This is a genomic window from Zavarzinella formosa DSM 19928, from assembly GCF_000255705.1.
In the GTDB taxonomy this organism is placed as follows: domain Bacteria; phylum Planctomycetota; class Planctomycetia; order Gemmatales; family Gemmataceae; genus Zavarzinella; species Zavarzinella formosa.
In genome coordinates this window covers 28,402-32,449 of record NZ_JH636439.1, presented here as the reverse complement: position 1 = coordinate 32,449, position 4,048 = coordinate 28,402, and the positions used below count along the sequence as shown (strand labels likewise).

Sequence of the window (4,048 nt, the reverse complement as noted above, 5' to 3'; positions counted from 1 at the left end):
TGGCCCGTGAGAAGCCGGGCGGCCGATTGAATGGTCTGAATGACATCATCCGTGAGTGGTGTCATGCCCGTCTCCTTCCCTGAGATGAGCATATTTAATCGACCAGGCAGGAAAATGGTAGGTCATTACCACGCAAATGCCTCCATGTGGTCCTGGACGTGCCCCGGGGGATCGGGATCGTCCGGTGGGACATGAATGTCCATTACGAACTGTCACAAACGCCGGGAGCCCTGGAACGGGACGCGTCCGGCGGGTTTGTCCCGTTCGCCGAATGCCCGGTCGCTTTGCGGGCCCGGTGCTTTCCGCACCTGGTCGGCTTGCTTCTGGAGTTGCGGAAGCGGACGGGCTGAGGCGGCCCGCCGGCTTTTTGCCGGAATCATCGGCCGCGTCCCGTTTTCCTTTTCCCTGTCTTGGAGAACCGCATGAAGAACAATCTTCCCGAGCCGGCAGCCCGTCCCTCCCCCGAACGGGAGGGCAAACGGCACCGGCTGGCGGAACTGGTCGGCCGGCTCGTCGCGAGGCATTTGTCAAACCGGCGGCGGCCGCCAGCCGCCGGGGAAGCCCGGCCGGAACCCGGCTTTTCCCCGGATCACCGCGATCCGGGGAAATAGTGACCGGCAAGGCCGGCCCGTCTCCGGAACGGCCGGAAGCCCGCCGTCGAACTCCCGAATCTTGGGGACTGCCCAAAAATATCTCCCCGGGAGTTGTTGAAACATCCCGGAGGCCGGATTCCCGGAAACAGGCGGCAGACTCCTTGGTGACCGCATGCGGGTGGAGAGTTTGCAAGGATCCGATTTTTTCCTCCCCAAGGCGGCTGTTCTTGACCGGGTTCGCACAAACATCGGCTATTTCCCGTGTTTGCCGGTGGCCGGCTGACTTTCCGGAGGACTCCGGGGTTGCCCGCCCGGCGATCCGCGGCCTTGGGGTTGTCCGATCCCCGCGGCTTTGATCGCCGGCGTCGGCGGTCAAAATCTTTTTGAAGATTTTGAAAATTCCGCGCCATCAGCCATTCTTCGCCAGAGACGATCTTGTTACGCTGTCGGGTCGAATCGCGGCAGGCGTCCCGCGATCCGGCCCGCGCCGAGGGGGCGGGGTACCGAACGACGCCGTCCCGGGGAGACCGCCGTGCCCGACAGCATCTTCTTCTTGTCCGCCTCTTTGTCATCCTTCACCGCCGCCTCGGGGAACTTCCCGCCGCTTGATGACATTCGCCGATGCCATCCGTCGTGGGAGGTCCGGACCGGCGCCTGTCTTTCCCTGTACGCCCTGCCCGAGGCGGTGATTGACCGGTTCGGGCAGGAGTGTCGGCGTCCGGCCAAAGCCAGTGACGACGGACGGAGGCAACGGCTCCCGTCCGGGCGTTTTGAGGGCTGGAATTCCGACCAGGTTGCCGCCGAGCGGGAGTTTGCCGCGTTGTGCCGGAAGAATTTCGCGGCCGGCTGCCACAGCGACGACTTTATCCGCAGCAACTTGGTGAATCCAATCCCGCCCGTCTGGTGTCCGGAACAGTGGGAGTCCGAAGAGGCGTTTCGCCAAAGCTGCGAGGTCAAAGAGGCCGGGGCGGCCCGCCGGCGCGGCGGGATTTCTTCTCACGCATCCGCCTTATTTGCAGGAGGCGGAGAAACTAAGAGAGGCTTGGGAAGCCCTTCCGCCGGCGAACCGCCCCCCCTTTCCGATGCGTCCGGTGCGTTTGCCTCCGAACGTCGCGCCGGAGTCGGTCGGATGCGTCCTCGCCACCTTGGAAACCGCCGAATTCGGACGGGCCCTGGTGGCCTTCCTGACAAAGTGGAACCTGACAGACCTGAGGGCATGGGACCTGCCCGACCCCCAGGGGATCCTGATGGCGGACCTGCCGCCGAACGCCCCCGCCCGCCCCTTCGGCTCAATCACCATGTCCATTCCGGCCGGCCGATTTTTTCAGGCGGGAGAACTGGATCGAATGGTCGCCGACGGCCAGCGGGCGCGGGCCCGCGAGACGGGCGTCGATCCCCGATATGTGGCGCTCCGGCATCACGAACAGTATGGAACGATGCTTGACGTGCTGCACCTGGAGCGATCAATTCTCAGCCGTTTTCCCGGAGAAGGCCGGCCCGTCGGCGTGATGACGGTCATGGTCGAAGCCATCGCCCGGGCCTTGGGGCTGGGCCCCGACCGGGTGACGAGGATTCGGAAAAACATCGCCCTCTGTCTGAGTGGGAAACACGAGTCGGTCAAATCGCTCCGGGTCAAGACCTGACCTCCTTTTGCCTGGTCCCCTCTTCCATTGTTCTGTTCCGGGGTTGCGATTTTCCCAAATCGCAACCCCGACTCGTTTTGACTCCCCGCATAGGTTCACGGTGTCGCCGAAACCTTGCGAGGATCGCTCATGGCCCGCCGGACCAATCCGCTGACTGTTGATGAAATCCAGGCGGCCTTCCACGGGCCGTGGGCCGACTCTTACCCGCCCGTTCTCACGCCCGACCAGCTCGCGCTGCTCTGCCGGGTCTCGAAGAAAACCATTTACGGCTGGAGTTCGGAGGGACGGCTGGACGCGGCCAAGTTCCGCGCGGGCAAGCACCTCCGATTCTGGCGGGACCGGGCGCTGATCTCCCTGTTCAACAACCCCTGGTGAGAAACTTTCATGGAAGAGACTGAACGAACCCCGGTGGGTGATCGCGTGACCATCTATCCCCGCGGCAAGAAAAAGATTTATGTGGCCGACTTCTGGCGGGACGGCAGACATTGCCGCCAGTCGTTGAAGACGACCAACAAGAAGACCGCCCTGCAACGGGCGGCCACTTTGGCCCATGAACTGGCGGCCGGGGAACTCCGGCCGGCGCCGGAGCGGATCCTTGTCGGCCGGGGAACCGCCGACTACCTGGCCTGGCTGCAAACAGAAGGCAAGGCCAGGCGCACTCTGGTGAAGTATCGGGGCGTTTTTCAAATTTTGGAGGAGTATCTGCGCGGCCGGCATGTCACCCGGCTTGATCAGTTCACCGTCCGGCATTTCGACGAATGGCGACAGGAGCGGAAAGCGGTCCGGCATGAGAAAACCGTGTACAACCAAAGCGTCATCGTCAAGCAATTGTTTTCCTGGTGCCTGTCCCGCCGGATGATCTCCGCGAATCCGCTGGCCGGGGTCCGTCTGTCAAAGCCCCCGCTTGTTCCCAAGGCGGGGCCGTCGCTGGCGGAGGTCAACCGGATCCTCGCGGAACTGACCGGACTCAAGAAGACGATGGTGGCGGTCTTGGCGTTCACGGGCATGCGGGCGGGCGAGTTGCAGCGGTTGACCCCCGCCGACCTGGACCTGGGGGACAACTGGCTCCGGGTGGTCTCCCGAAAAGGACTGGAAACCAAAACGCGGACCTCACGGAATATTCCGATCCATGCCCGGCTGAGGGCCGTGCTGGAGCCATTGCCGGAAAGCCGCAAGCCCTGGCTGTTCACCATGCTGCCCAGCGACCAATATCCCGACGGGGATCACTGGATCAACATCAAGAAGCTCAACGAGGACTTTCAGGCGGCCGTCGCCAGGGCCGGCCTGCCCGTCGGACGGGACCACGGGTTCACCCTGCATTCCCTGCGTCATTTTTTCGAGACTCACACGGTGAACTCCCACGTCCCGCAGCGAGTGATCGACCACTGGCTCGGCCATCACTCGGACCGGTCCATGGGGGCGGTGTACTACCGCCTGACTGATGCGGATTCCCAGGAGTTCATGCGAAAGCTTCCGTTGGGAGACGGGAACGAAACGCAGGACATTATTCAAAAGGATTGACGAATGAAAAGCGTGTTGATGTTCGTGTTGTTGCCGGTCGTTTCCGGTTGGTTCCCGGAACCGGACCGGGACAAATCCGGGACAAGCCATGTCTCAAACGTGACTGAAATGCAAAAACCCCGGAAAAATCCGGGGTTTTTATCATTCCCCGTTGGGGGAGCGGAGAGGGGGGGAAACTACTTATGCCTTTTGCTAAGTGGTTTTCCTTATGGGCTTTACGTCCATAACCACTTATCTGGCCAATAAGTTGTGTCTGATCAGCAATATTCAGCTGTGATCCGGGATTCTCAG

6 protein-coding genes are annotated in these 4,048 nt (G+C 62.2%); 4 read left to right on the top strand and 2 right to left on the bottom strand.

Translation table 11 applies throughout. The features are described 5' to 3' along the window. Nucleotides 1–422: 422 nt before the first annotated feature. Nucleotides 423–611, top strand: a complete 189-nt coding sequence (locus BGIM_RS62405) for a hypothetical protein (RefSeq protein WP_157368548.1) — start codon at nt 423–425, stop codon at nt 609–611. A 420-nt stretch (nt 612–1,031) separates the two neighbouring features. On the opposite strand, the gene BGIM_RS62400 is transcribed toward BGIM_RS62405, so the two are convergent. Further along, nucleotides 1,032–1,208 (bottom strand): hypothetical protein, encoded by a 177-nt coding sequence (locus BGIM_RS62400; RefSeq protein WP_157368547.1) that lies wholly within the window; start codon nt 1,206–1,208, stop codon nt 1,032–1,034. 476 nt (nt 1,209–1,684) lie between these two features. Between BGIM_RS62400 and BGIM_RS0101025 the strand changes: the two genes are divergently transcribed. From BGIM_RS0101025 to BGIM_RS0101015, 3 genes are all read left to right on the top strand, one after another. Next, on the top strand, nt 1,685–2,236 hold the full coding sequence (locus BGIM_RS0101025; RefSeq protein WP_157368546.1) for a hypothetical protein: 552 nt from the start codon (nt 1,685–1,687) through the stop codon (nt 2,234–2,236). Nucleotides 2,237–2,365: 129 nt separating this feature from the next. Next, nucleotides 2,366–2,611: a helix-turn-helix domain-containing protein gene (locus BGIM_RS0101020; protein ID WP_020467948.1), complete on the top strand. Its 246-nt coding sequence runs from the start codon at nt 2,366–2,368 to the stop codon at nt 2,609–2,611. 9 nt (nt 2,612–2,620) lie between these two features. Next, the gene (locus tag BGIM_RS0101015; protein WP_020467947.1) at nt 2,621–3,757 is read left to right on the top strand and encodes a tyrosine-type recombinase/integrase; all 1,137 of its coding nucleotides are present in this window, start codon (nt 2,621–2,623) and stop codon (nt 3,755–3,757) included. Here the strand turns inward: BGIM_RS0101015 and BGIM_RS66875 are convergent. After that, nucleotides 3,741–4,048, bottom strand: a 308-nt coding sequence (locus tag BGIM_RS66875) for a hypothetical protein (RefSeq protein WP_238537503.1), incomplete at its 5' end; no start/stop codon positions are given. The two genes, BGIM_RS0101015 and BGIM_RS66875, sit on opposite strands and share 17 nt — an antisense overlap.

Coding starts and splice junctions, on each gene's coding strand:
- BGIM_RS0101015 (WP_020467947.1), top strand. CDS start 2,621: ATGGAAGAGACTGAACGAACCCCGGTGGGTGATCGCGTGACCATCTAT.
- BGIM_RS0101020 (WP_020467948.1), top strand. CDS start 2,366: ATGGCCCGCCGGACCAATCCGCTGACTGTTGATGAAATCCAGGCGGCC.
- BGIM_RS62405 (WP_157368548.1), top strand. CDS start 423: ATGAAGAACAATCTTCCCGAGCCGGCAGCCCGTCCCTCCCCCGAACGG.
- BGIM_RS62400 (WP_157368547.1), bottom strand. CDS start 1,208: ATGTCATCAAGCGGCGGGAAGTTCCCCGAGGCGGCGGTGAAGGATGAC.